Origin of the sequence: Nitrososphaera viennensis EN76 (genome assembly GCF_000698785.1) — an archaeon.
Taxonomy (GTDB): domain Archaea; phylum Thermoproteota; class Nitrososphaeria; order Nitrososphaerales; family Nitrososphaeraceae; genus Nitrososphaera; species Nitrososphaera viennensis.
This window is the reverse complement of sequence record NZ_CP007536.1, coordinates 1700807-1723052: the sequence shown is the minus strand read 5'-3', so window position 1 is coordinate 1723052 and position 22246 is coordinate 1700807. Positions and strand designations below refer to the sequence as shown.

Here is a 22246-nt window from a genome sequence, read left to right as displayed (position 1 = left end):
GGCGCCGGCCAGCAGCAAAAAGGCAGCCGCTGCAGCGCCAAAGCCCAAGAAGAAAAAGTAATAGCGACTAAACGAGCGCTCTTGCGGTCGCAAATATTTCTGCCCACATTTCCCAGGTGAGCCTGCCCGTGTTGGTGTTCTGCCTGCTCGGGTGGTACGAGGCAAGGAGCGTCCTGCCTGAAACATTGTCGTCATACCGGGCACCGTGCGCAAATGCCAGCCCTCTTGCGCCCACCGCCCTGCAGTAGGCATCAAACGCGATTTTCCCAAGCGCAAGGACCACCCTGACGCTCTTTAGCGCCGCAAGCTCTGCCTGCAGGTACGGCAGGCAGTTTGCCAGCTCCTGTGGCGTGGGCTTGTTGTCCGGCGGCGCGCACCTTGCCGCGGCGGTGATGTACGCGCCGGTGAGCACGAGCCCGTCGTCCCGTGCGCGGCTTGCCGGCTTGCTTGCAAACCCCGTCCCGTGCATCGCCCTTGCGAGCCAGTCGCCCGAGCTGTCGCCGGTGAACATCCTGCCGGTCCTGTTGCCGCCGTGCGCGGCCGGCGCAAGGCCGACTATCAGCAACCTTGCGTCAGGGTCGCCCCAGCTTGGCAGCGGCCTTGACCAGTAATTCTCGCCTGAATGCCGTCTTGGCTTATTTTTCTCCCTGCCCACGTCGCGGATGTATTTTGCAAGCCTCGGGCACTTTTTGCAGGCAACGACCCTGCTGTTCAGGAGCTCCAGCTTGCCAGCGGCATCATCATCCTCATTCATGAAGGCAGTTGCAATCATCCCACGAATAATCTTTTTATCACCCATCGAAACCTTCGTGTACGTTTGTCCAGTTCCGATAATGGCAGCACTATCGCCAACGCAAGCGAACTGACGTGGATCGCCGGCGCGGTAGTCCTGAGCGACAACCCGCCGCAGCAGCTAAAGTTCTGGCGCAAAAAGTTCGGAGTAAAGCAGGCCGACCTCGCGAAAAAGATGGCAATCACGCCCTCGGTCCTGAGCGACTACGAGAAGGGCAGGAGGCCGTCTCCCGGGGCCAACTTTATCAAGCGCTATCTGCAGGCGCTGTACGATCTGGCACAGTCCGGCGGCTCTAGACCTCCTGCGGAGGAAGAAGAAACAACAACAACAGCAGCAACGGCAACGTCGGAGCCAATAACGGCGGGCGCTACTGCTGTAACTATAAATCAGCCGTAGGCCCTGCTTTTCCTGGTATAACATATGCCCCTCATCCAGGTGTCAATGTACCCCGGCAGGACAAAAGAGCAGAAAGACGAGTTTGCCAAGGCGATAACCGACGCCGCAGTCAGCATACTGAAGACAAAGGCAGAGCACGTCATCGTGGTCTACGACGAGAACCCGAAGGAAAACTGGTTCCAGGCCGGCAAGCAGCTCTAAAATCTTTTATTATCCCCGGCAGCGCAAAGGTGTAAGCGATTGGTATCAGTTGCCGTAGTGCAGATGAAGTCGTCAGAGGACAAGCAGGACAACCTGCAGCGGTCAGTCGCGTACATAGAGCAGGCGGCAGCCGGCAAGGCAGGCATGGTGTGTTTTCCCGAGTTCCAGATGGCGTTTTCGCCCGGCACCCAGACTGCTTCCGAGCTGTCAAGACTTGCAGAGACGGTGCAGGGAAACTTTGTCACCACGCTGAGGAAGGCTGCAAAGGCGGGCAAGATCGAAGTAGTGGCTGCGATGTACGAAAAGGGCACAGGCAACAGGGTTTACGACACGGCAGTCGTGATAAGCTGCAAAGGAGAAATAACGTCCGTGTACCGCAAATTGCATTTGTACGACGCGCTCGGCTTCAAGGAGTCGAAAAAGCTTATCCCCGGCAAAAAACTGGCCAAGCCGGCCAAGACGGCCGCAGTAGGCAACATTGGCGTCATGATATGCTACGACATCCGCTTTCCAGAACTGTCGAGGCTCTTGACGATAAAGGGGGCAGGCGTGCTAGTCGCGCCCTCCGGGTGGGTGCAGGGCCCGATGAAGGAGGAGCACTGGCAGACGATGCTAAAGGCCCGCGCGATTGAAAACGGCTCGTACGTCGTCGCGCCCGACCAGGTGGGCAACATTTACGCCGGCAGGAGCATGGTCATCGACCCGTTCGGGACAGTGCTCCTTGACATGGGCCAGCGCGAAGGCATGGAGATAGTAGAGCTTGACATGGGCAAGGTGAAACAGGTGAGGCAGTCGCTTCCTCTGCTAAAGAACCGCAGGACCGATGTCTATTCCCTCTCAAGCAAGAAAGGTTAAGAAGCATTTTCTGCAATATGTACTCTGTATGCCCTTGTTTGGTGGCAAGGACAAGGCAAAATTCAACACCGTCCTGACCGACAGGGATGACCTGAACGAAATAAAGAAAATCGCGGACCACCTGGACGAGGACGAAACGGTTCTGGTGGTCGCAAGGCAATCGAGGATCAAGCCCGGCGGATCGCTGACCACTCCAAACATAATATTTGCAACCGACAAGAGGTTGATAATCCGGGACCCGCACTCGCTGGGGCTTCGGCAGAGCATCGAAGACATCAGCTACGACAGGATTACAAGCGCAAGGCTGGATCAGGGCGTGCTTTCGTCGAGCATAATCCTGCGCGCGCCGGGGCTCAGCACCATAGCCGAAAAAAAGCTTGACGGGATTGCAATGGGCAACGACAGCAACGAAGGGCAGATAGAGGCGATCCCGAAAGACAAGGCAGAAAAAATAGTCGAGGCCATAAACCAGGGAATACAAAGATCCAAAACTCCTACTACGACCATAGTCAACAACAACCAAGCTTCCGTTGCAGATGAGCTGGACAAGCTTGCAAAACTGAAGGATCAAGGAGTGCTGTCGGAAGCGGAATTCCTGCAGATGAAGCAAGAACTCTTAAAGAAGATCTAGCAGCTCAGCGCAAGGTAGTGGTCGTTGTGGCTTGTGCGCCACTCCATCTTGCAATCATGCTTTTCCACCGGGCACGGGAAGCGCTCGCTGCAGTGCTCGCACATATGCGAGTGGTCGCTTGCAAAGCTCATACGTGCACGTAAATGCGCATTTTTCTTATCAAGGCTGTGCAGAATGCTTAGCGAGGCTCGCTCTATCCTTTTTTCTCTTCCTTGTAAGGGCACTGCATGTTGACGCAGGTATTCCACCGTTTACCCCTGCCAAACGCGACGGAAATTATCGGCCAGCCGCACCTGCAGGTCGTCTTTGAGACCCTTATGCCGCCTTTCTGTGGAAGCGGCGCGCTGGCCCTGCATCCTCCCGACGCATAATTCGAGCAGCCGACAAAGCGCTTTTTCGTGGTCCTTGATTTTATGATGCGCAGCTGGCCCTTTTTGCACACGGGACAACCGCCGATTATGACAACAACGTTTGGCTGCGCAGCTGCAGCGGCGCTTCCAATCTGCCTGCCAATCGTGGCGCCCTGCTCCCGGAACGCGGCAAGCGACTCGACCAGCCTTTCCACAGCGTATTCTATCACGTCGGCAGGCTCTTTCATTCCCTGCTCCACGCCTTCCAGCTGCTCCTCCATCAAGCGCGTGAGTTCCGTCGACACTATCGTCGGCGCGTGCTCCCTCATCGACTCGACCACGGCAAAGCCAAGGTCGGTCGCCTCGATTCCGCCGCCCCTTTTTGCGGCGGCGATATAGTTGCGCTTGAACAGCGTTGCAATCGTGTCGGCCCGTGTCGCCTTGGTGCCTATTTTTTCTTCCTCCATCTTGGCAAGAAGCGATGCCTGGCTGTAGCGCCACGGCGGCTGCGTGAATTTTTCCTCCATCGTCACTTGCTTGTTTGCAAGCACGTCGCCTTCATGCAGCACCGGCAGCACGGTAGTAGACTGCTCCAGGCTGCTGGCGTACGGCCTGTAAAACGCCATCCAGCCGTCATAGAGCACCGCCCTGCCCTCTGCAAGGAAAATGTGATTATTCACGTTTATCGAAACATCCGTGCGCTCTGTCACCGCCGGGTCGCCAAAGGTCGCAAGGAACCTCTTGGCAATCAGGTCGTACACCTTGAACTCCAGGCCGGAAAGCCGGGGCGCGATGCCTGTGGGGTAGATCGCCGGGTGCGCAGGATCTGCCATCGGCCCCTCGTTTGGCACGAGCCGGCCCCTTGAGAGCAGCGTTGACGCCGGCTGGCTGTACAGGGAAACCCCTGCAAGCCCTGAGAGTATCTTGGCATAGTTGATGGACGGCGGGAGTTTCTGGCTTGACGTCCTCGGGTACGAGATGAGCGCGCGCAGGTACAGCTTTTCGGCAATTGCAAGGGTGTAGCCCGGCGAGAGCCGGAACAGCCTGTACGCCTCGCGCTGCAGGTCGCCGGTGTTAAACGGCGTCGGGGACCGGAGCACGACCTTTTTTGTGGATACCTTGCTCACGGCGCCGTCCCTGCCGATGCACGCGTCAAGTATTGCACGCGCCTCTGCAAGTTTCTCTATCCTTGGCTTTTCATAGCGGGCGCGCACGACTTGCCCGTCTTTTTCAAAATCTGCGCTCAGCACCCAGTAAGGGTCCGGCACGTGCAGCCGGATTTCCAGCTCCCTGTCGGCTGCAAACGCAAGCGTGGGCCCCTGCACCCTGCCAATCGACAGGTTCCTGTAGCCATTGTTATTGCTGCCTGCCTTGAACGACTGCGCAAGCGCCCTTGACAGATTGACGCCGTAGATAAAGTCGAGCATGTGGCGCGACCGGCCCGCCTCCGCAAGCCCCTTGCTCGGTTTTGCAAGCGTCGCAAACGCCTCTTTTACTTCGTCGTCGGTTAGGGTCGAGAACTTGGCCCTCAACGATTTTTCATATTTGCCGCCGCACGCGTATTGCAGTATGCTGTGGCCTATCACCTCTCCCTCCTGGTCATAGTCGCACGCGTGGATGAACGAGTCGGCGCCTCTGGCAAGCAGAGATATCGCATTGATAAAACGCGCAGCCCTTGCTGCTGCACCCTTGCCCTTTTTTCCGTCGTCAATGGGCGCCCATTCAAGGTCAAGCACGGGATAGACGCTCCGGTTCTTTGTCCTGTCAACAAGCCCGTACAGGTGGCCGGACGCAGAGCACACCTTGTAGTTCCTGCCCGCGTACGTGACGTCAAAAACGGAAATGCTGCCAGCAGCCCTGCTCTCCCTTGCGCTGCCAAGCGCCGACGCTATGCGCCGCGCGGCATCGGGCTTTTCGCAGACCACCAGCGTGTACAACGATATACGCGATTTTTGCCGCCACGTGGTATTAAGATTATTTATACACGCCGGCGTTGATTCCTGCACAGGAAAAGTAATCAAGCTATTTATAGTGCAAAACGGGTAATTTCTCGTACATACATGACCAACAAGGTTTGCGTTCTTGGAGCCGGCAGCACGAAATACGGGAAACTAAACGAAAGCATCATCGAAATCGCCATGTCTGCAGCAAAAGACGCCATCGAGTCTGCAGGGATAACCCCGAAGGAGATCCAGGCCGGCTACATTTCCAACGTTTTCGGTGTCGCCGACAAGCAGGTGCACATGGCACCCGTCATCATGAGCAACCTTGGCATATCGCACGTCCCCGGACTCACGATAGAGTCGGCGTGCGGCTCCGGCTCGGTCATGTTCAGGGAAGCCTACGCCAATGTCGCGGCGGGCTTTTACGACTGCGTCCTTGCGCTCGGCGTCGAAAAGGTGACGCACACGGGCACGACGCAGAGCACCACGCTATTTTCATACTGCTCTGACTTTTTCTACGAGGGCGGAAACGGCGCCTCTTTCCCCGGGCTCTTTGCGTCGATGGCGCGAGCCTACATGACGACCCACAAGGCCACGGAAGAAGACCTTGCGCACGTGGCAGTCAAGAACCACGAAAACGGCGTGCTAAACCCAAAGGCGCACGTGAGGAAAAAGATCACCGTCGATGATGTGTTAAAGTCGCCGGTGGTCGCATCGCCATTGAAACTCTTGGACTGCTGCCCGTTCTCTGACGGTGCGTCCGCAACCATCCTCTGCTCAGAGGACTTTGCCAAAAAGTCCGGCAGGCCGTACGTCGAGATAATCGGCTCTGGCCGTGGCGCCTCTCCGGCAGCCGTCCAGGGCAGGGAGGACATCACCACCATCCCAAGCACGGTTGCGGCGGCCAGGGCGGCGTACAAGATGGCTGGCCTCACCCCAAAGGACATTGACTTTGCAGAGGTGCACGACTGCTTTACAATCGCTGAAATAATCGACATCGAGGACCTCGGCTTTTTCCCCAAGGGCAAGGCGGCCCACGCGGTAAGGGATGGCGCGACGAGGCTCAACGGCGAGATCCCGATAAACCCGTCAGGCGGGCTAAAGTCAAAGGGCCACCCAATCGGCGCAACCGGCGTCGGGCAGGTCGTCGAGGTGTTCGACCAGTTCACCGGCAGGGCAGGCGAGCGCACCGTAAAAGACGCGGAAATAGCGCTGACGCACAACTTTGGCGCAACCGGCGCAAGCGCGGCAGTGCACCTGTTCAGAAAAGTGGACAGGAAGTAGAAAGAGAGAGGGAAAAATACGCCAATGGACAATAATAATACACCACACGGAGTCCGCGAAAAGTTCATCGAGGTAGCGAACAGGAAAAAGATACTGGCGCACAGGTGCGCCAAGTGCGGCCACACCATGCTGGAGACGGTCATGTTCTGCGAAAAGTGCTCGGCAAGCAAGTTCGAGGACGTCGAGCTGGAAGGCGCCGGCACGGTCGTCACGTACACTATTCAGGCAGTCGCGCCGGCAGGCTTTGAGGACGCCGGCTCGTACGCGTGGGTGGTGTTCAAGATAAACAACGCAAACATACGCGCGTCTGGGTTCCTTCCCGGCATCAAGGAGCCAAAAGACCTGCCGGTAGGCGCAAAGGTAAAGGTCGCCGGCTTTGACCAGCACCACGGCCTGCTGCTTGAGAAGGCGTAAAAAAGAACTACTTCCTAAGCAAGTTAGCTCGAGCTAATACTAATAAGCTACCATCAAGCTAAAAGGCCGATGCGACCACCAGCCAATACACTTCTCCCGCCCAATTTTGAGAGGCTAAAGAAAGAAAGGCTGGAGCGGTTGAAGGAAAGGCTGCGAAATAAATTAGAAGATTTTGAACTCACACAAATCGTTCTCGATCGCAAAGTAATGGATTACAATAAGCAACTAGATCAGCTGAAAAACAAGATCAACCTTGTCTCTTACCTCCCGTTAAGGGAAAAATTAGAAAAACAACATAATGGATTGAAGGACGAAAGGGATGCTGCATACAAAGAGTATCTTGAATTCAAAAATAACATCTCTACAATAATCAATGACATTGACGAACTTGATCTGGTGCTGAATCGTTTCATGGAAGCAGTAGAAGAACTTTCAGAATAGATACAGATCATTTTTCTTGTTAACTCTATTCATATCAATGGTAAAAAAACGTCAAGGGAACTTTTCTTATTTCTCTTTTTTTTAACAACCACAGAAAAGGAAAATGATGTCTGCTGACGTAGTGTGCGGCAAGTGCGGCTCTGTCATCTACACTATGCGCATGTTAAAATCGGTGAAAGACGCGCTGCGCGCCACGAACAACCGCTGTCCCGTCTGCGGGGCGGCGCTCAACCCTTCCGACTTCTCGGTGGCCGCGACAAAGCGGTAAAAACCCCACTTCTTTTGTTGTAGCTTAGCTGTTTTGGCAGCTTTTGGTGCACAACCTTCAACCCTGTGCCTTAACCTGAAAACCTGCTGCAAAAAACGCAGAGTAGGCCGATGGTAGAGCGCCAGCAGTTAGTGAGCCAGCTAAACAATGCCACTGCGGTTGTCTACAACCAGCTGGGCAGGTTAAAGATGCTGGACAAGAAATTTGCCTCGATGGAGTCGCTGTACATGCAGCAGATAACGGCAAGCATCAAGACCGGCAACAACCCTCGGGCAAGGATCCTGGCAAACGAGCTCTCAAACGTGAAAAAGCTGCGCAGGACGACGCAGCACACCGGGATGGCGCTTGAGGCGCTCGTGATCCGGTTCTCTACCATGAACGAGTTTGCCATGATACTGGACACCATCGACCCGACGGTCGACATGATAAAGGGCATCCAGGCAGAGCTCTCAAAGGCCATGCCCGCGGCAAGCGACGCGCTGTCGGAGGTCTCGTCCGTTACTGCCGACGTGCTGGCAAGCGCAAACGTCCGCGCCGCCGACGCAAAAATCTCGACGCCCATGGACGCCGACGCCCTGAGCATCCTCAACGAGATAGAGGGAGCGCTAGAGACCGAGGCAAAGGCCAAGCTGCCCGAGATACCTGCCAACATGCCGGTGCACCGCGAAAAAGAAGCAGGAATGGAAGAACAAGGAAGGCAGCAACAGCAGGAAGAAGTGCTGGCATAGAAGAACAAGGCTGAAAAGGTTGACCTTTTGGTCAAAAGGCCCACATAGGGCCAGTAGTACTGTTAGTTAAAAATATTTTACAAAGGAGTTTTAATCATTTATGTTGGTTATGAGGCGCAATGGAAACGGAACCGAGTTTTGACTATTCTCAACTGCAAAAAGAGTCCCGCAAGGGAGGCGTGCTGGAATCGGCATCCAAGCGCGTCAGGATGATATTTTCAGTCATGGCAAGCCCGAACAGGATCGACATCCTCCGCATCCTGAACACAAAGGGCCCGCTGACATATTCAGAGCTCAAGGCGCTGGCAGGCTTCAAGTCAAAGAAAGAGTCGGGCAAGTTTGCATACCACCTCAGGAAGCTATTGAGGCAGCTACTGGTCGCGCTGAACAAGGCCGAACGCCGCTACACTATCACCAACCTTGGCAAGCTTGTGCTGTCCCTTGCCCGGCAGATCGAGGAGCGCTCTATCATAGAGAGCGGCAAGATGTACGTGAGGACGGGCCGGCAGACGATAGAGGAGTTCAACTCGCACAAGATAATACAGTCGCTGGTGAGGGAGGCCAACCTCCCTCTGGAGCAGGCCCACAAGATAACCGAGGAGGTGGAAAACAAGATCTACAAGTTCCAGACCGCGTACCTGACGTCGTCGCTCATCCGCGAGACCGTCAACTCTGTATTGATAGAGCACGGCCACGAAGAATACAGAAACAAGCTTGCGCGCCTCGGCCTCCCGCCGTCAGACATTTCCGAGATGCTGGCAAGCGAGGACGCCACGAGAAGCGGCGCGGCAGGAGTAATGGCCAGGACGGCCGGCTCGGTGTTTTCAGAATACCTCATCTTTAACACGCTCCCAAAGGACATTGCCGACATGCACCTTGCCGGCGAGATACACATAGCCCAGCCGGGGACGTGGGGCCTCCTGCCTGACACGCTGTTTGTGGACCTCTCTGACATGGAGGGAGGCAGCCTGGACCTTGCCGGCAGGCACCCGACCGTGGCAAGGCTGGCGTCGATAAAGACGGCCGACGACATGCTTGCAGCCCTTCCTGTCCTCATTGCTCTCCTTTCGAGGGAGGCATCGACAGAGGTCGTGCTTGAAGGAGTCGCGCCGGCGCTTGCCAGGGCCAAGGACGCCGACGACCTTGCGGCCAAGTTCGCCAGGGCGCTTGCGTCGTCGTCTGCCTCTGCGGCAGCCGGCGCGGGCCAGCAGCCGCTTGCAACGCTGGTGGTGCCCGGCGACGCCATGGACGCCAAGCAGCTGAACGCGCTGCTTGATGGCTACCGCCGGTACGTCGACGCAACGCCTGTTCCCCGCGCTGGCCTTGCGATAACCACCGGAGGCAAGCTGCTGAAGGACAGCCTGGACCACATCACAGCGGCGGTGAGGAGCGGGGGCATCATAACGATTGGAAGCATTAATAGTAGCGCCGCCAGGTCGTCAAGCGGGATACGCAAGGCCGCCGGCGCAAAGAATTCCTCTTCTTCTTCTGTAATGTCGCTCCAGGCGCTTTCGATAAACCTGCCCAGGCTTGCCTACGAGTCAAACAGGGACGAGACCTACTTCCGGGCAAAGCTGGCGCTTGCGATAAAACCGTCGCTTGCGGCGATGGCAATGAGGAAAAAGGCCGTCATGGAGAACGCAAGGCGCGGGCTCCTCCCCGCGTTCTCTGTTGCCACCCAGTCTATGCAGCACGCCACTTCAAGCATCGTCATAAACCTGACAGGCGCCCGCGAGTCCGTCTTTAGCATCCTTGGCTACGACGAGGCCAACAGCGGCGCAGAGGTGATGCAGAAGGTGCTAAAGACTGCAGTCGAGGTCGCCGCGGCGCAGGGCAAGCAGCTGGGCGAGGACTCTTGCGGCGTCGCAATGATAGCTGACGATTCCGGCGCCCGCTTTGCCGCCCTTGACTCTGAAAAGTACGGCAAGGTCTCGCTCCTCCAGTCGCAGAATACTGCCAGCTATTCCCAGGGAATGACGCTAAATGGCAAGGAGCTTGACAAAAAGCAGCTGGTAGCCGAGTGCTCTGCCATCGACAGGATACTGAACGGAGGCCTTGCGGCCGCCTTGGATGTCACCGACCTTGGCGCCGGCGAAGCCAGGAGCGCAATCGAGGCTTCTGCGGCAGAGCTTGCATTCTTCCGCCCCCGGGCCAAGCTTGCCGTGTGCGCAACGTGCGGAAAAAAATACAAGATATCTGCAGACAGGTGCGAGTCCTGCAAGTCGCCGCACCGGCTGATGCTGGCGACGGCATAGCTGCACAAGCCTTCCGCCGCATCTGGAAAGGCGGCGCAGCTGCGCCGCCCGCCATATCTTTTTTTCATAATTTTATGATAGAGGTTAAGCTACAGACCTTATGGCTGCGCCAGCATACGCGCATGGGAAAATTGCCGGAAGGTTTCATGGATTTTCTTGGAAATATCACACGATTCTGTTTGATTTCGTCGCCGCGGCCCGGATTAATAGTCAATTGTGCATTTTTGCTGATGTACGAGATAGTAAAAATAGCACAAAAGAGTATAAGTACGAGTGGTTTGGTGGTAAGAGACGGGATGGCGGGAGTTACCGAATTTAATAATTCACAGGGAAACCTGATCTCGAAAATCAGAAAGCGGGACGGACGCATTGTCAGCTTTGAACAGTCCAAGATATCAAACGCGATTTACAAGGCGCTGGTGGCAACCGGAAAGCCGGACTACCCACTGGCGGAAAGGCTCGGCGTAAGGGTACTGCAAAAGATGGCGCAGCAGGGCTATGGCTCTGAAAAGGCAGTCGCCACAGTGGAAGACGTCCAGGACATGGTCGAGTCCATACTGATAGAGGAAGGGCTGTCGGAAACGGCAAAGTCCTACATACTCTACAGGCACGAGCGCAGGAAGGTAAGGGACGAAAAGATGAAGGTCCTGAACAAGAAGGACCTGGACGAGGTCGACAAGGCCTTTGACATCAACTCGCTGCGCGTGCTTGCGGCGCGTTACCTTTTGCGCGACGAAAACAACGAGATAGTCGAGAGCCCCAAGCAGATGTTTGAAAGGGTCGCAATCCTTGTCGGCATCGCAGACGTGATGCACGACCCGCAGGTGTTCAACCTCGCAGGAGGCCACGTGCAGGACGCGGAAGAGGCCGCAAAATACTACCACAAGCTTGCCGACTTTGACATGAAGCTAAAGATAGGCGAATACTGGCTCAACCGCTACCACTTTGAGGCGATGGTACGCTCGTACATCCACGGCGCAAAGCAGGGCCAGATGAAGGTCAGCTTTAAAGAATTGTTAAGGCTGGTGGCAGAGGGCAAGATGGCCACATACAGCGACCGCATAAGGGAATACTATAACCTCATGATATCGCGCGACTTTTTGCCCAACACGCCGACGCTCATGAACGCCGGCGCAAGGCTCGGGCAACTGTCGGCGTGCTTCGTGCTTGACATGCCCGACGACATGAACAGGATAATGAAGTCGTCGACTGACGCGGCGATGATATTCAAGTCAGGAGGCGGAGTGGGCATCAACTACTCGGACCTGAGGCCGGAGGGCGACATCGTCGCTTCGACGTCCGGCGTCGCTTCCGGGCCGACGTCTTTTATGAGGATAATCGATACGATCACCGACGTGGTAAAGCAGGGCGGCAAAAGGCGCGGCGCAAACATGGGCATCCTTGAGGCGTGGCACCCCGACGTGGAAAAATTCGTCACGGCCAAGACCAAGCCGGGCGTCTTTGAGAATTTCAACGTCTCGGTGGGCATCTGGGAGGATTTCTGGAAGGCCCTTGTCAGCAAGGACGGAAACCACAAATACACGCTGAGAAACCCGCGCACCCACGAGCCGATGAGGCAGATCGACGCGCAGCAGCTGATAGACCTGATCGCGCTTTCCGCTTGGAAGAGCGCCGAGCCGGGCGTCATATTCTTCGACAACATCAACAGGTACAACCCGTGCATAGAGGCAAAGGGCGGGCCGCTGCGCGCCACAAACCCGTGCGGCGAGCAGTCGCTGTACCCGTACGAGTCGTGCAACCTGGGCTCCATCAACCTTGCAAACTTTGTAAAGCGCAAGGCAGACGGCATGTACGAGTTTGACTGGCAGCGCTACGAGCAGGCGGTAAGGCTCTCCACGAGGTTCCTTGACAACATCATCGACATGAACAAGTATCCTGTCGAGGAGATAGAGGTGAACACCCGCGCTACAAGGAGGATTGGCCTTGGCATCATGGGCATCGCAGACCTGCTGTTCCTTCTCCGCATCCCGTACAACTCGAAGGACGGCTATGAGTTCATGAACAAGCTTGCAGAGGCCGTGTCGTATCTGAGCATGGACGAGTCCGTGGCGATCGCAAAATCGAGGGGCCCGTTCCCCATGTTCAAGGACACTGACTATGTCAAGGGCAGAATCCCGGTGGCAGGCTATTACGAGCTGCCAAAAGAGACGCACACGTACGACTGGGCTACGCTCATTGAAAAGATAAAGAAGAATGGCATACGCAACTCGTGGACGTCGACAATCGCTCCGACAGGCACGCTTTCCATGATTGCCGACACGGCAAACGGCGTCGAGCCCGTGTTTGCGCTTGTATTTGAAAAGCGCGTTACTGTTGGCAGGTTCTTTTACACCGACAAGGTGTTCGAGAACGTGCTGAAGGAAAACGGCCTGTACTCTGACGAGATACTGACCAAGATAGCAAACAACTATGGCTCTGTGCGAGGCATCGCCGAAATCCCGGAGTGGATGCAGAGGACGTTTGTCACTGCAATCGACATCCACTGGATGGACCACATCATGGCGCAGGCGGTGTGGCAGAAATGGATCTCTAACGCGATTGCCAAGACGATAAACATGCCCGGCGACGTGACTGCAGAAGACGTGAAGTGCTCGTACCTGCTGTCGCACGAGCTAGGGTTGAAAGGAGTCACGGTGTTCAGGGACGGCTCGCGGCAGGAGCAGGTATTGCACATCACCGGCAAGAACAACGGCGAAAAGCAGTTTACCGTCAAGCCGAGCAGGTACGTCGCCGACCATATCCAGAACAACATACAAGAGCCCTACGTGCGCGAGCAGATGCTAAAGATACTGAAGGAGCGGGGAGTCGACGACGGCACCGTCTTGCAGCAGGCAACGGCAGCGCCGCCGGCGGCGCCTGTTGCTGAAGTGCCCAAGAAGGCAACCCAGCCTGCAGCGATGCAGGTCATGTCTTCAAACGAGGACACCACCTGCCCGTCGTGCAAGGCCCGGCTCGTCATCACCGAAGGGTGCAACATCTGCATCGAGTGCGGCTTTAGCAGCTGCGCGTCGGGGTAGAAAATACAGATAATACACACACGCCACACACGCCCCTCATCCTCTTCTCTTTCTTTTCCCTTTTTTCAAAAACCCCGACGACTACTATGTTATTATATTGCTGGCCGGCGAACTGCAAATGTACGACAACATCATGATGATGATGGAAGGCAAGACCTGCCTGGTCACGGGAAGCACGTCGGGCATCGGAAAAGAGATAGCGGCCGGCCTTGCAGAGATGGGGGCAAGAGTCGTGCTCGTGGGCAGGAGCAGGGAAAAGTGCGAGGCTGCCGTGCAGGAAATTATTACTGCCGCACGCGGCGTTTCAGCAGGCCTGCTTTCATACCTTGTCGCAGACCTCTCGTCGCAAGAGTCGGTGCGCCGGCTGGCAAAAGAGTTTGCCGGCAGCCACGACAGGCTGCACGTGCTTGTAAACAACGCCGGCGTGTTCGTGTCAAAAAGGGAGCTGACGGCCGACGGCATTGAATGCACGCTTGCGGTAAACCACCTTGCGCCGTTTCTCCTGACCAGCCTGCTTCTTGGAAGGCTGAAGGCAGGAGCCCCTTCAAGGATAGTCACGACCAGCTCTGTCGCCCACAGGAGGGTAACGATAGACTTTGACGACCTGCAGATGAACAAAAACTACAGCGGGATACGCGCGTACGGCCAGTCCAAGCTTGCAAACATCCTGTTTACCCGGGAGCTGGCAAGGCGCCTGCAGGGAACGGGCGTCACTGCAAATTGCTTTCACCCCGGGGCGGTCAGGACGAACCTTGTGCGGGGCTCTGCCTACGGCCTTGTCTGGGGCGCTGCAAGCGTCTTTTTCACCAGCCCGCAAAAGGGCGCGGATACTGCGATCTACCTTGCCTCGTCAAGCGAGGTCGAGGGCGTCAGCGGCGAGTATTTCGTAAAGAGAAAACAGGTCAGGGCGTCTGACGCCGCGTACGACGACAACGCCGCTGAAAGGCTGTGGAGGGCAAGCGAGCAGCTTACCGGCACCGGCCAGGCCTGATGACTATAATTAATGCCACTCCTTATATGCCATGGTATGCATTAATAGGTAATGGGATTCTTGGACAGGTTACGCAAGAAAAAAGATGACCAGCCGCACGAAGCCGCGCAGGGCTCTGGCGCAACAACAAGCGAGCAGCCCAAGCGCGTCAAGAGGTACACGTCTGACGGCAAGCCTGTGTACGAATGATGATATAGGTCCGGCACGCAGGATAGAGAACAACAATATCGCAAGGATTTTCAAATTTCACAGGGTAAACTCTGCATTTCGTTTACGCACCTTGCCAATTTTCCAGCACGATTCGTATACAGCGAGAGATAGCGCTGGAACTGCGTAGATAAAGCGAGCAAGCTTTTGTTAGCAGGCCTTGTAGTCCCTGCACACGGTGTTTTTTCCATGGATCTGCTGGAAGCAGCAATGTGGGTCGCTCTGGGCTTTTTCACGACACTTGCCGGCCTGGAAGTGGCGTGGAGGGAAGTGGGCCTGAGGAAAAAGGAGCAAGAGGCCGCCTTGGTATAACGGCGGCGGCTTGTTTGCATGTATGTACACCTCTTGCGACGAGGCGCCACCTTTTCAGGCGCCTTCTTGCTGCAATATATTGTGATGCAATGAAAAAAAATCCTGCGCAAGGTTCCTCCTTCCCTGCTAGATATTATATAAGGAGGAACCTGCTCGTCCGTGTGCAGAACAAGAGCCACTGTCTTCTTGCATAGAACAAGATTACAGAAAGACTTTAAAATTTAAGCAACAACTGTTGCCATCAAAGTGATAAGGGAATTGGCAGGTGCGCTGTTCCTTTTCGCACTTTTCTTTGGGGGCTTTGCATCTGCACATGCGCAAAGCCAGCTGCCAAGTGTCAGCGAGAGTTACAGTAGCACAGGTTTCAAGATAGAGTTCCCCCGGGGGTGGAACGGCACGCTTGCAGACGGGAAATATCCCGTGTTCAGCCCAGCGGCGCAGGCTGACACGTCAATGAGCGTCATCGTGGCAAACAGGCTCGAAGTGAAAAACCTGATAATGTCGGGGGTTCGCATCCCGCTAGGGTTGGACGGCAGCAGCGGCAGCGATGGCGAGGGAGAGGGGGAGGAGGAGCAGCAACAATGCCAGAGGACGCTTGCCGAGCTGGCGCCGGTAAACGGCATCAACGTGTTTCATACGATCCTGGAATGCACGGGCGAGCAGCAGCAACGCTACGAGATAACCGACAGCTACATCTTTTTCACGCTGACAAAGTCGATTGCAGTCGGATATTCGGCCCCGTCCAGGGATGCATACGACAGGTACCTGCCCGACTTTACAAACTCGCTAAAGACGGTCAGGGTGGACGAGCCGGTCAACCTCCGGTCGGGGCTTGAAATCGTCCTTGGCATCACGAAATTCTACAAAAAAACCATAGACATCCAGGCTGCCAACAACAACAGCAGCATAGACATGGTGATCGGGGCCTCGTCAAACAACGTCAACGTTGCGTTTGACGAGCCCGGCAAGCGCTTTGTAATCAAGGTCAACAACGGGCAGACGACTACAGGGCAGGGCGGTCGGCTGCTGGTTCCCGTAGACAAGACCCTGCGCGGTCCGTACCAGGTACACGTGGACGGCGTGCCCGCACCCGACCCGCTTGTAATCGAGGACACCCAGACAAAAGAAAAGCTTGTCCTGGTAGAGTACGGCGAGGGGGCACGCCAGATCGTCATCACCGGGGCAGAGGTGGTCCCGGAATTCCCCCTGCAGGCGGCGGGAATAATGCTTGGAGCCGTCCTTTCAGCATCAATCCTGTACCAGCGCAAAAAAGCATCATCATCGTCGTTATCGGGAGGTCAGGGGAGCTATCCCTCCACACACCCTTGCGTCCCTACTCAGCCTGACCCCGTCTTCCGGGGCAAGTAGGCTGCTTTTCTCTTAAAAGAATTCAGCAGGCTGAATGTAGAGCCGTACACTAGAGGGCCTCTGCGGCAGATAGCCCCGGCCAATATACATATACACACTCCACATCGATTAAATACAAAACAAGTTCCATCCACACGATGGTTCTGCAGCCGCCATATGATAATAATGCAGCTCAAGTCAACCCAGCAGGAAGAGGCGTTTGCAAACATTGCCGCAATCATAAACAGGCTGCATGAAAGCCACGGCTACCGGATAAGGGGGCACGAGGTCCACCAGACCCGGGGAGTGATGGCCAAGACGTCGCTTCCTGAAAGGGCCAAAATGGTTTCGCGTTTTTGCGCGCGCAACGACATACAATACCTTGCATACCACTCCCCGATACTTGGCAGGGGCCAGAACATCTGGGAAGACGGCTGGCGGGAGAAGGTCAAGGAGTCGCTTGCGCTCACCATCCGGGAGGCGCAGGCAGTGAGAAAAGAGGCCGGCCTTTCAAGCAAGGTGGTAATAGTGTTCCACCTGACAAGCTACGTGCCTTCAAGCAAGATGCCAAGGACGCATGAAGAAAAGCTTGCGCTTTACCGGGCCGCAGAGCAGGGATTCCTGGAATTCTTTGGCGAGCAAGATGCGGACGGCTGCATCCTGGCGGTTGAAAACACGTACCCGAGGAATGACGGGGACTCGGCAAGCGTCGGGCCCTTCCACCCGTCGGATCTGGGCCGGATGGAAAAACACGGCGTCAGGACGGTCCTTGACCTTGCCCACTACCAGCTGTATTCAAACTACCTGAGCCGCGGAAAGGGCAAGCCCGCCGGCGACCTGGACAGGGAAAGGTACGGGCATGCGCCCTCTTGGGGCCAGTGCATAAAGGCGCTTGCAAGCTCGCTTGTGCTACTCCACATCAGCGACGCAAGTGGGTTTGAAGTCAGGGGCGAGGGCCTCCCGGTAGGAACCGGCGAGATACCCTTTGCAGACGTGCTTGGCGCCTGCAATTCGCTTGGCAGGGACGTACAGGGCACGATAGAATTGAACTGCGGCCACCTGCAGCAAGGCAGGCTGCAGCTTGAAAGCGCCAGGTGGCTCTTGGAGAACGTTCCCGGCGTGTTTCAGGAGACCTGAGAGCGCGCGAGCGCGTACAGACACACAGACATTAATACGAGAAAGCTCGTAGCTGGTCTCGTTGAATTATTCTTCCAGCCCCGAGTCCCGCGTGCTTGCCAGGCTGACAGGCGGCGGTTTTGACCGTGCAAAGACTGCAAAAAGCATCGAGAAGTTTATCGCCGGCTATGTCAAGGCCGCGCGGGCAGAAGGGGGAGTCGTGGTGGGCCTCTCTGGCGGCCTGGACTCTGCCGTGGTGGCGGCGCTGTGCGCAAGGGCGCTTGGCGGAAGCGGGAGGGTGCTCGGCCTAATCCTTCCCGGCGCGTCGACCCCGAACGAGGACGTGGAGGACGCGGCGGCGCATGCCCGAGAACTTGGCATCGAGCACCAGACCATCAACATAGAGCCAATAGTCGAAAGGTGCATGCAGGTTCTGCCAGATATTGACAACAAGGTCGCGCGGGGCAACCTGACTGCAAGGGTGCGCATGTCCGTGCTCTACTACCACGCGTACGTGGGCAGGAGGCTGGTTGCGGGGACAAGCGACAAGAGCGAGATCAGCATCGGCTATTTCACGAAATTTGGCGACGGCGGGGCAGACATGATCCCGATAGCCGGCCTGTACAAGACGCAGGTCAGGGAGCTTGGGAGGTACCTGAAGGTGCCCGGCGCAATACTGCAAAAAAAGAGCAGCCCGAGGCTCTGGGCAGACCACACTGCGGAAGACGAGATAGGGATGAGCTATGAAACAATTGATCCCATCCTGTACATGCTGGTGGACAGGAAAAAAACTGCAAAGGAAGCAGCTGCAGCGCTTGGCGTGCCAATCGACACGGTAAAAAGGGTGCAGGCGATGGTTGTAAAGAGCGCACACAAGCGCGCAATGCCTGCCGCGCCGCCAAGACTGTGACCTTTTTTCTGCAGAACCGCAAGAGCTTGCTTGCAGCAGCAGAAATTATTTATTTTCTTGCAGCCATGCCATATAGATAGAGATAGAGGAAGAGGCATATGCGCAAGCCGGTGCTGCTGATAGATGACGCAAAGGAATCGCTTGAAGCAATCAGGCTGTTCCGGGAATCCGGCCAAGCCTACGTTGAATACCACATCAAGAAATTCGAGGAGAGCTGCTGCGGCGAGCTTCCAACCACCCGCGCCCCGTCGGTTTTCGCCCCAGAGGGGATATTCAAGGGGCTGGAAGGCGTCAGGGACTATTTGTCAATTGAAAAGCAGCCGGACACGGGCGAGAGCGCGTACTGGTAGCTCTCTGCTACTGCGGCAGGTCCACATAAACCGCGCCGTCTTTTTCAACCACGCGATACAGCACGAGGTCGCCTGACTTTCTCCACTCGGGCGACTGCTCGACCCAGGTGGCCTCCTTCTTCCATGACTTCATGTTCTCCAGCCTGCCAGTGAACACGTTGTACTCGTAGCCGTGCATGTGGCAGACGATGTTGTCGCCGTTAAAGTCGCCTTTTGCAAGCGACGCGCCCCTGTGCGGGCAGGAATTGTTGCAGGCAAACAGCCTGCCGCGCCTTTTTCCCACCAGCACTTCGATGCTGTTAATAGCAAAAACCTTCCAGCAGTCGTCAGGAATTTCGCCGCTTGCGCATACCCTGTGAAGCATCGTAACAAAAAAGGAGAACGCAAAGCGGCCGTATTAACCTTAGAGGTGTATCAGGCTTCCTTGCGCTCCTGTGTGCGGAGACTGCCCTGCGAACTTTCTCCTGAAATGTCCCGACGGCCTCTTTGAGAGGAGCTCTATGAACCACGCCTCGTGCTCGACTTCTTCCTGCATTATCCTCTGCGCAATGTCGTACGTCCTTGGGTCCTTGCCTGCGGTCATGTCGCAGACCTCTCCCCACGACCTTATGGCGCATTGCTCGGCCTCCAGCAGCACCTTCAGTATGGAATTGATGTCCTCCCAGTTGTCGGGAAGGAAAGCATCGGGACAGCCTGCCTGGTCTGCAAACTTTCTGATGTCCCTTGGAAGCGAGCCGCCAAGCTCGTACAGCCTCGGGACCATCGCCTCAAAGTGGTTCCTGTCTTCTATCCTTGCGTCCTCGACTATTTCCTTTATGCCTTCGCCTTCAAGGCCGGTGCAGTGCATCCTCAGGATCGTGTAGTAATAGTACGTCGTGAACTCTGCACCGACTCCCTTCCGGATCAGGTCCTTCAGCTTGTCGACGTTGACGCCGTTTTTCTTCAGGACTTCAAGCGCGACGATGTTTGGCACTGGCTTTGTCGTTTTCGCATAATCTGCCTCAGACATTGAGAACAATAGTACCAAAAATAATTAAAGAGTTGCGAACTTTTGCGCTGTTGGATGGTGTTTCTGCTCATCTATGTGTAGGCGCCGACTACCTGTGTTGTTTCTGAACTCTGCTGCTGTTCTTCAGGGGCGGCGCTGTTGGATGGCAGCTTTAGCATCTTTTCCGCGGTTGTAAAGTGCGCCAGATATGCCCTTCCCTTTTCGGTTATCAGCAGGGACCTGTCTGGCAGCTCTTCCAAAAGCCCGCTCTGCCAGGCCAGCTCTACATAACCCTGCAGCATAGAGTGGGACAGGTTGGCCTTGTATATGACGTGCGTCCTCTTGGTTTTCTGCTCGCAAACGTGGAGGATTTCTGCGACTATTGCATGCATGCTCCGTGGCTTTATAAGACTCCTTCTATGGGAAAATACTGATGAAACTTCCTTTAACATGGCACTAGAATTACGGTACAGAAGTTATTATAGTTATTGGGCAGAGAATCTATAGCTGACACATATTATTAAATTTAATTGCAAAGTTGGGTTTTTGCCTCTGAAACCATCGTGATAATGGCGTGTATTATTCACATGAACAGCCAAAAGTTACTTTAGCAGGGACTGCATTTCCATCAGCCTTCTTACCCGCTCTTCAACGGGCGGATGAGTAGAAAAGAGGTTCGAGAGCGAGCCCCTTGACAGGGCGGGCATGATGAAAAATGTGTTGAGGCTTGCAGCCTGTTCGAGCTCCCTCTGGGGGGCGGCCTTTATCTTGCCGCTTATCTTTAAAAGCGCGTTTGCGAGCTTTTCCGGCTTGCGTGTCATCTGCGCCGATCCCCTGTCTGCGGCAAACTCCCTGTACCGCGATATTGCCCGTATGATCAAAAAGCTCACAAACCACGTTATCGCGGCAACTGCAATTATTATCACTATCGCGCCTGCGCCGTTGTTGTTCCTGCCGCCGCCGTAGTATCCATAACCGTAACCGCCGAACATGCTGCTGAAAAGCCCGAACCGCATAAGGGAGAACGCGACTATGGAGAAGAGGCTTGCAAGCGTGATGACAAGCACGTCCCTGTTTTTTACGTGCGCAAGCTCGTGTGCAAGCACGCCCTCAAGCTCGTCATCGTCGAGCGTGTTCATGAGGCCTGCAGTCGCCGCCACCACGGCGCTTTTTGGGCTCTTGCCCGTTGCAAAGGCGTTTGGAATCTGCGTGTTCATGACTGCGATCTTGGGCATCGGAAGGCCGTTCTCTGCGGCAAGCCTTTCCACGATTGCGTGCAGCTTTGGATACTGGTCCTTTGTAACGACCTTTGCGCCAGAGCTCCACAAGACTATTTTGTCAGAAAAGTACCACTGCGCAAGAACCATCAGCCCTCCGATTATTGCGATGGGGATGTAGCCGACCCCGAGGTATACCAGGACGCCCAGAAACACCAGGTAGAGCACTGCTAGAACCGCAAAGCTCAGGATCATCCTAGCTGTGAGACCGGTATCTCTCTGGAATTGAGCCGTGACCGTGCTACCTCACGTTATCTTTGCACGTTTGGACAAATAAGGCATACTGCTACTGTTGCGGCCACGGTTCATGCCGCCGGGCTGCATAGAAAGAGACGGACAGGCAAAACGCGGCCAGCAAACCTACCCGACAAAAAGTGCGAATATAGATCTTTTAGCTAGAAGCAGATGTCATCAACGCAAGCTCGGTTTTTGATCAAGCATTCCAAGCTAGGATTTCTTTAAGGCAACTAGCCTGTCAGTTTATGACGACAAAAGAATGTTCAAGATCATGTCGCTGATAGTTGGCGGGATCGTGCTCATGGCAATGGGCGTCTACGTGCTGAGCGTGACCGACGTACAGTTCCCAAGCATCCAGTGGCCGCAAATCCAGTTGCCCGACGTGAACTGGGTGATAGTCGGGTGGGTCGTGATCGTGGGCGGGCTGGTGTCTGCCGGCACCGGGCTCATCGCCTCACGCTTGACGTGAGGAAAATTTTCTCTGCATTTCCTTTCTTTCTCTCTGTCTGCCTGGCAGTGGCTCCTCCTTGGAATCTCTCTGACACCGATCTTTTCCCATTTTTAAATTAAAAGTACTTTTCCCTTATCTTGCGCCTCTCCAGCTCTTCTGCGTATTGCTTGAGGGTCCTTATGTCCGGTGTGAGCACCAGGTCCTTGTGCGTGGCAGGAGGATGGGCAATGCGCAGCACCGTCGCTTTCAGGTACTTGTTGTGCTCGCTTTCCTGAGCGCAGTCGCGGGAGCAGAAAAAGCCAAACACGTAGCTGTTCCGCGCGATGGTGTAAAAGAAAGTGCTTGCAGAAAGGTCGGCGTCGCACCGCAGGCACCTTGTTGCGTCCATAGTTTCCTAATGTTGTTGTTGCGCCTCGCCTATTTTTATATCATCATCGCCTGCATGTGAAGATTCTGGTTCGCC

The 22246-nt window shown here is 55.6% G+C and carries 26 protein-coding genes and 1 pseudogene; 19 read left to right on the top strand and 8 right to left on the bottom strand.

Annotated features, from left to right (window positions below; all coding sequences use genetic code 11):
• Positions 1–67 precede the first annotated feature (67 nt).
• Positions 68–754: a uracil-DNA glycosylase gene (locus tag NVIE_RS09790; protein ID WP_075055089.1), complete on the bottom strand. Its 687-nt coding sequence runs from the start codon at positions 752–754 to the stop codon at positions 68–70.
• Between the two features lie 63 nt (positions 755–817).
• Here NVIE_RS09790 and NVIE_RS14890 point away from each other — a divergent pair, with 63 nt between their 5' ends.
• The 4 genes from NVIE_RS14890 to NVIE_RS09770 are packed head-to-tail and all read left to right on the top strand — an operon-like array spanning position 818 to position 2876.
• Positions 818–1189, top strand: a complete 372-nt coding sequence (locus NVIE_RS14890) for a helix-turn-helix domain-containing protein (protein ID WP_075055088.1) — start codon at positions 818–820, stop codon at positions 1187–1189.
• A gap of 24 nt (positions 1190–1213) precedes the next feature.
• The gene (locus tag NVIE_RS09780) at positions 1214–1390 is read left to right on the top strand and encodes a tautomerase family protein (RefSeq protein WP_075055087.1); all 177 of its coding nucleotides are present in this window, start codon (positions 1214–1216) and stop codon (positions 1388–1390) included.
• A gap of 39 nt (positions 1391–1429) precedes the next feature.
• Positions 1430–2245, top strand: a complete 816-nt coding sequence (locus tag NVIE_RS09775; RefSeq protein ID WP_227717334.1) for a carbon-nitrogen hydrolase family protein — start codon at positions 1430–1432, stop codon at positions 2243–2245.
• Between the two features lie 28 nt (positions 2246–2273).
• Positions 2274–2876, top strand: a complete 603-nt coding sequence (locus tag NVIE_RS09770; RefSeq protein ID WP_158435186.1) for a PH domain-containing protein — start codon at positions 2274–2276, stop codon at positions 2874–2876.
• Here the strand turns inward: NVIE_RS09770 and NVIE_RS16125 are convergent.
• Positions 2873–3007, bottom strand: coding sequence for a hypothetical protein (locus NVIE_RS16125; protein WP_258914109.1), 135 nt, complete (start codon positions 3005–3007; stop codon positions 2873–2875). The two genes, NVIE_RS09770 and NVIE_RS16125, sit on opposite strands and share 4 nt — an antisense overlap.
• A 62-nt stretch (positions 3008–3069) precedes the next feature.
• Positions 3070–5163, bottom strand: a complete 2094-nt coding sequence (gene topA, locus NVIE_RS09765; RefSeq protein ID WP_075055085.1) for a DNA topoisomerase I — start codon at positions 5161–5163, stop codon at positions 3070–3072.
• 123 nt (positions 5164–5286) lie between these two features.
• Between topA and NVIE_RS09760 the strand changes: the two genes are divergently transcribed.
• The 14 genes from NVIE_RS09760 (at position 5287) to NVIE_RS09710 (ending at position 18830) form a co-directional block, all read left to right on the top strand.
• The gene (locus NVIE_RS09760) at positions 5287–6453 is read left to right on the top strand and encodes a thiolase domain-containing protein (protein WP_075055084.1); all 1167 of its coding nucleotides are present in this window, start codon (positions 5287–5289) and stop codon (positions 6451–6453) included.
• Between the two features lie 24 nt (positions 6454–6477).
• Positions 6478–6867: a Zn-ribbon domain-containing OB-fold protein gene (locus NVIE_RS09755; RefSeq protein WP_075055083.1), complete on the top strand. Its 390-nt coding sequence runs from the start codon at positions 6478–6480 to the stop codon at positions 6865–6867.
• A 69-nt stretch (positions 6868–6936) separates the two neighbouring features.
• Positions 6937–7308, top strand: a complete 372-nt coding sequence (locus NVIE_RS09750) for a hypothetical protein (protein ID WP_075055082.1) — start codon at positions 6937–6939, stop codon at positions 7306–7308.
• 103 nt (positions 7309–7411) lie between these two features.
• Positions 7412–7576, top strand: a complete 165-nt coding sequence (locus NVIE_RS15495) for a hypothetical protein (RefSeq protein WP_158435185.1) — start codon at positions 7412–7414, stop codon at positions 7574–7576.
• 110 nt (positions 7577–7686) lie between these two features.
• Complete coding sequence (locus NVIE_RS09745; RefSeq protein ID WP_075055081.1) at positions 7687–8304, top strand: hypothetical protein; 618 nt, start codon at positions 7687–7689, stop codon at positions 8302–8304.
• A gap of 119 nt (positions 8305–8423) precedes the next feature.
• Entirely contained in the window at positions 8424–10559 is a 2136-nt protein-coding gene (nrdD, locus tag NVIE_RS09740) for an anaerobic ribonucleoside-triphosphate reductase (RefSeq protein WP_075055080.1), read from the top strand.
• 296 nt (positions 10560–10855) lie between these two features.
• Positions 10856–13597 carry an adenosylcobalamin-dependent ribonucleoside-diphosphate reductase gene (locus tag NVIE_RS09735; RefSeq protein ID WP_075056131.1) on the top strand — a complete coding sequence of 914 codons (2742 nt, stop codon included), beginning with the start codon at positions 10856–10858 and terminating at the stop codon, positions 13595–13597.
• A gap of 97 nt (positions 13598–13694) precedes the next feature.
• Positions 13695–14588: an SDR family oxidoreductase gene (locus tag NVIE_RS09730; RefSeq protein WP_227717333.1), complete on the top strand. Its 894-nt coding sequence runs from the start codon at positions 13695–13697 to the stop codon at positions 14586–14588.
• 51 nt (positions 14589–14639) lie between these two features.
• Entirely contained in the window at positions 14640–14777 is a 138-nt protein-coding gene (locus tag NVIE_RS15490; RefSeq protein ID WP_158435184.1) for a hypothetical protein, read from the top strand.
• A 207-nt stretch (positions 14778–14984) separates the two neighbouring features.
• A complete protein-coding gene (locus NVIE_RS16120) occupies positions 14985–15107 on the top strand; it encodes a hypothetical protein (RefSeq protein WP_258914107.1) in 123 nt (40 codons plus the stop codon).
• A gap of 246 nt (positions 15108–15353) precedes the next feature.
• On the top strand, positions 15354–16475 hold the full coding sequence (locus NVIE_RS09725; RefSeq protein ID WP_075055079.1) for a hypothetical protein: 1122 nt from the start codon (positions 15354–15356) through the stop codon (positions 16473–16475).
• A gap of 165 nt (positions 16476–16640) precedes the next feature.
• Positions 16641–17591 carry an apurinic/apyrimidinic endonuclease family protein gene (locus tag NVIE_RS09720; protein WP_144239637.1) on the top strand — a complete coding sequence of 317 codons (951 nt, stop codon included), beginning with the start codon at positions 16641–16643 and terminating at the stop codon, positions 17589–17591.
• A gap of 61 nt (positions 17592–17652) precedes the next feature.
• Entirely contained in the window at positions 17653–18480 is an 828-nt protein-coding gene (locus NVIE_RS09715) for an NAD+ synthase (protein ID WP_227717332.1), read from the top strand.
• 98 nt (positions 18481–18578) lie between these two features.
• The gene (locus NVIE_RS09710; RefSeq protein WP_075055077.1) at positions 18579–18830 is read left to right on the top strand and encodes a hypothetical protein; all 252 of its coding nucleotides are present in this window, start codon (positions 18579–18581) and stop codon (positions 18828–18830) included.
• Between the two features lie 7 nt (positions 18831–18837).
• Here the strand turns inward: NVIE_RS09710 and NVIE_RS09705 are convergent, their stop codons facing one another.
• From NVIE_RS09705 to htpX, 4 genes and pseudogenes are all read right to left on the bottom strand, one after another.
• Entirely contained in the window at positions 18838–19194 is a 357-nt protein-coding gene (locus NVIE_RS09705) for a Rieske (2Fe-2S) protein (protein WP_075055076.1), read from the bottom strand.
• A gap of 39 nt (positions 19195–19233) precedes the next feature.
• Positions 19234–19839 carry a DNA protection during starvation protein gene (gene dps / locus NVIE_RS09700; RefSeq protein ID WP_075055075.1) on the bottom strand — a complete coding sequence of 202 codons (606 nt, stop codon included), beginning with the start codon at positions 19837–19839 and terminating at the stop codon, positions 19234–19236.
• Between the two features lie 71 nt (positions 19840–19910).
• Positions 19911–20210 (bottom strand): winged helix-turn-helix domain-containing protein, encoded by a 300-nt coding sequence (locus tag NVIE_RS09695; RefSeq protein WP_075055074.1) that lies wholly within the window; start codon positions 20208–20210, stop codon positions 19911–19913.
• Between the two features lie 210 nt (positions 20211–20420).
• Positions 20421–21314 (bottom strand): annotated as a pseudogene (htpX, locus tag NVIE_RS09690) (zinc metalloprotease HtpX); the annotation flags it as partial.
• Positions 21315–21591: 277 nt separating this feature from the next.
• On the opposite strand from htpX, the gene NVIE_RS09685 reads away from it, so the two are divergent.
• Positions 21592–21801, top strand: coding sequence for a hypothetical protein (locus NVIE_RS09685; protein ID WP_075055072.1), 210 nt, complete (start codon positions 21592–21594; stop codon positions 21799–21801).
• 97 nt (positions 21802–21898) lie between these two features.
• On the opposite strand, the gene NVIE_RS09680 is transcribed toward NVIE_RS09685, so the two are convergent.
• Entirely contained in the window at positions 21899–22171 is a 273-nt protein-coding gene (locus tag NVIE_RS09680) for a hypothetical protein (protein ID WP_075055071.1), read from the bottom strand.
• Positions 22172–22246 lie beyond the last annotated feature (75 nt).